Genomic DNA, 3,661 nt, shown 5'->3' on the forward strand with positions numbered 1-3,661 from the left:
GGCTCGCCGCGGGCGACGCCGTCACGCTCGCGGTCCGCCCCGAGCACACCCACCTGTTCGACCGCGAGTCGGGGCGCCGCCTCGTCTGGCGGCCGGATCAGCACAGTTCCATTCCTGCCGCTCGGGTGCCCGTCACCACCTGAGTCGGCGCCCCACCACCTGACCCGGCGCCGCAACCCGCGCGGAACCGGGCGCGGTCCCAGGGACGGGCCGTGCCCGGCTCAGACGTCCCGCATTTCCCGTCACACCCCTTTCACGCCGCCGAGGAGCGTCCCGTGAGAAGTCCGTTCACCCGCCGATCATTGTCGATGGTGGCACTCGCCGCCGCGACAGCCGTGTCCGTCCTGGCCGGCTGCGGCTCGCCCGGCGGGGACGCCACGCAGGCCAGCAGCACCCCTGCCGCGAAGGTGCCTGAACTCGGCAAGGACCAGAAGGTCTCGATCGTCTTCGAGAGCTACAACTTCGGCCAGGCGGGCGCCTGGACGAACACGTTCAACGACCTGATCGGCAAGTTCGAGAAGGCATATCCGAACATCCACGTGACGCCGCAGAAGCCGAAGGGCTCCAGCCCGAACCCGGCGGCGGACACGATCTCCAGCCTGCAGAGCCAGATCGCCGCCGGCGCGTCGCCGGACGTCGCGCAGGTCGGCTTCAGTGACCTCGACTTCACCATTCACTCCCTCGGCGCACAGCCGCTGGACGACCTGTTCGGCAAGGACGCCGTCCAGAAGAACTTCGACGGCGCGAAGCACCCGTTCGCCCCGACCGCGCGGACCCTCGCGAACTGGGACGGCAAGACCTACGGCGTTCCGTTCGTCTTCTCCACCCCGGTGCTGTACTACAACGCCTCGCTGTTCACCAAGGCCGGTCTCGACCCGGCGAAGCCGCCGACAACCTGGGCCGAGGCCGAGACGGCCGCGAAGGCGATCGTCGCGAAGACCGGCAGCAAGGGCCTCTACCTCGACTGCCTCACGAAGATCGCCAAGGACTGGTGCTTCCAGAGCCTGGTCCGCTCCAACGGCGGCCGGGTCATCTCCAGCGACCGCACCCAGCTCACCTACTCGCAGGCCCCGGCCGTGCAGGTGGTCCAGGACGCGCAGCGCTACGTCAAGGAGGGCCTGACCCCGGTCCTCGGCCAGAAGCAGGCGTACGAGAGCTTCGCCCGCGGTGAGATCGGCATGTTCCTGGAGACCAGCGCGATCCAGGCCACCTTCCAGAAGGGTGCCAAGGGCGCCAACTGGGACCTGCGCGCCGCCCGGATGCCGAGCTACGGCGACAAGCCGGCGATCGCTACGAACTCCGGCGCGTCGCTGTTCGTCCTGTCCAAGGACCCGGCGAAGCAGCGGGCCGGCTGGGACCTCATCAAGTTCCTGACCAGCGAGCAGGCCTACACCGAGATCTCCAGCAAGATCGGCTACCTGCCGCTGCGCACCGGGCTCGTCGACGACCCGGCCGGTCTGCAGAGCTGGGCCAAGGAGAACCCGCTGATCGCGCCGAACATCGCCCAGCTGGACAAGATGGAGCCGTGGGTGTCCATCCCCGGCAACAACTACCTGCAGATCCGTGACGGGATGATGGACGCCGTCGAACGCTCCGTCTACCAGGGCGCCGACCCCCAGTCGACGCTCGCCGCCGCCGAGAAGCAGGGCGCCGCCCTGATGCCGAAGGCCTGATAGCGATGACGACGACCGGACCGGCCGAGATGACCCTGATCCAGGTGAGCGACACTCACCTCGTCCCTCGCGGCCAGTTGGTACACGACCGGCTGGACACCTTCGCCATGCTGGAGTCCGTCGCCGCGACGGTGGCCGCCTCAGCCGGTCCGGTCGCCGGGATCCTGCTCACCGGGGATCTCACCAACGACGGCGCCACCGAGTCCTACCAGCGGCTGCGCTCGGTGATCGAGCCGCTGGCGGAGCGCCTCGGCGCCCCCGTCGTGTACGCGATGGGTAACCACGACGAGCGCCCCGCGTTCCGCGCCGAGCTGCTCGGCGGCGCGCCCAGCGCGTCCACCCCGGGGCGCGGCGCCCCCGACGACCCCTGCGACCTCGTCCACCACCTCGACGGCGTGCGGGTCGTCGTCCTGGACTCGACGACCCCGGGCCGGCACGACGGCTGGCTCACCGACGGGCAGCTGACCTGGCTCGCCGACGTTCTCGACGAGCCGGCGCCGCGCGGCACCCTGCTCGTCGTGCACCACCCACCGCTGCCCTCCCCCGTGCCGGCCGGTCACCTGCTGCGCCTGGCCGCCGCCGAGCGCCTCGCCAAGGTCGTCGAGGACACCGACGTGCGGATGGTGCTGTCCGGGCACTCCCACCACGCCGGCGCCGGCTCCCTCGCCGGCATCCCCGTGTGGATCTGCCCGGCGCTCGCCTACCAGGTCGACGGCCTGCCGCCGGCCGGGCGCCACCGCGGCCTGGCCGCCGGAGGCTTCAGCCGCATCGACCTGATCGACGGCCAGTTCGTCGCGACGGCCGTGCCGCTGGAGGACGCCGGCGAGCTGTACAACCGCGATGGTGCCGACTGGCTGGCCTACGTCCGCCGCCTCACCCCGACGACGACCCCGGAGGCCTAGCCGTGTTCGTCGAGATCGCGCCCCCCACCCTGGCCGAGCCCGCCGCCGCCACCGCCGCACGGGCGACCACCACGCGACGCCGGTCGGCGCGTGGTATCGGCCGGGTGCTCGGCCGGGGCGCCGTGCCGTACCTGTACCTCGCGCCGGCCCTCGGTCTGCTGGTGGTGTGGATCTACCGGCCGCTGGTCGAGACCGCCAACTACTCGTTCTACTCGTGGAACCTCTCGCCCACGACACCGGCGACCCCGGTCGGCTGGCACAACTTCCACCGGGTGTTCACCCTGCCCGAGGTCGGCGATTCGGTGCTGCGCACCGTGCTGATGATCGGCCTGCTGCTGCCGTTCACCATCGTCATCCCGATCGTGGTCGGCCTGCTCTCCCGCGAGGTGCGCGGCCGGGCGCGGACGGTCTACCAGGCGCTGATCTTCGCGCCGTTCCTGGTGGCGCCGGTAGCGAGCGCCGCGGTCTGGGAGTGGATCCTCACCCCCGGCTCCGGGGTGCTCAACCGCGCGACCGGGCTGAAGGTCAACTGGCTGCACGAGCGGGTCCCGGCGCTGCTGTCCATCACCGGGATCGTCGGCTGGCAGATGCTCGGCTTCGCCGTGCTCGTCGTCGCCGCCGGGCTCGCCTCGATCAACGGCGACTACGCCGAGGCCGCCTCGGTCGACGGGGCCTCGCGCTGGCAGGCGACCCGCTGGCTGACACTGCCGCTGCTCTCGCCGACCCTGGTGTTCCTGCTGCTCACCACGGTGCTCCTCGCCGGCACATGGACGTTCCCGCTGATCGACACGCTCACCCAGGGCGGACCGGTCAACGCCACCACGAACATCTACTACCTGCTCTGGAACTACGGCTTCAAGAGCTTCGACGCGGGTCTCGCGGCCGCCGCCGGCGTGGTGTTCTTCGTCGCCTTCACCGGTGTCGCGCTGGTCCTCGTCTGGCTGTCCGACCGGCTCGCCTTCCACGACAACTGACAGGAGGGCGGACGTGGCACTCGCCATCGAATCGCCGCTGACCGACGCCCGGCCCGCGCTCGACGCCGCCGGGACCGCCGGGACCGCCGGGACCGCCGGGACCGCCGGGACC

General features: G+C 71.2%; 3 protein-coding genes. All 3 read left to right on the top strand.

Annotated features, from left to right (window positions below):
- The first annotated feature begins 275 nt into the window (after positions 1–275).
- From MXD58_RS22895 to MXD58_RS22905, 3 genes are read left to right on the top strand one after another with little or no spacing between them, the layout of a single operon-like run.
- Entirely contained in the window at positions 276–1,673 is a 1,398-nt protein-coding gene (locus MXD58_RS22895) for an ABC transporter substrate-binding protein (RefSeq protein ID WP_248837384.1), read from the top strand.
- 5 nt (positions 1,674–1,678) lie between these two features.
- Entirely contained in the window at positions 1,679–2,575 is an 897-nt protein-coding gene (locus MXD58_RS22900) for a metallophosphoesterase (protein WP_248837383.1), read from the top strand.
- 2 nt (positions 2,576–2,577) lie between these two features.
- Positions 2,578–3,549, top strand: coding sequence for a carbohydrate ABC transporter permease (locus MXD58_RS22905; protein ID WP_248837382.1), 972 nt, complete (start codon positions 2,578–2,580; stop codon positions 3,547–3,549).
- Positions 3,550–3,661 lie beyond the last annotated feature (112 nt).

The sequence above is a fragment of the Frankia sp. AgKG'84/4 genome (genome assembly GCF_023242965.2).
Lineage (GTDB): Bacteria > Actinomycetota > Actinomycetes > Frankiales > Frankiaceae > Frankia.

Bases quoted from the DNA above. Each gene is read 5' to 3' on its own strand.
- MXD58_RS22900 (WP_248837383.1), top strand. From the start codon at position 1,679: ATGACGACGACCGGACCGGCCGAGATGACCCTGATCCAGGTGAGCGAC.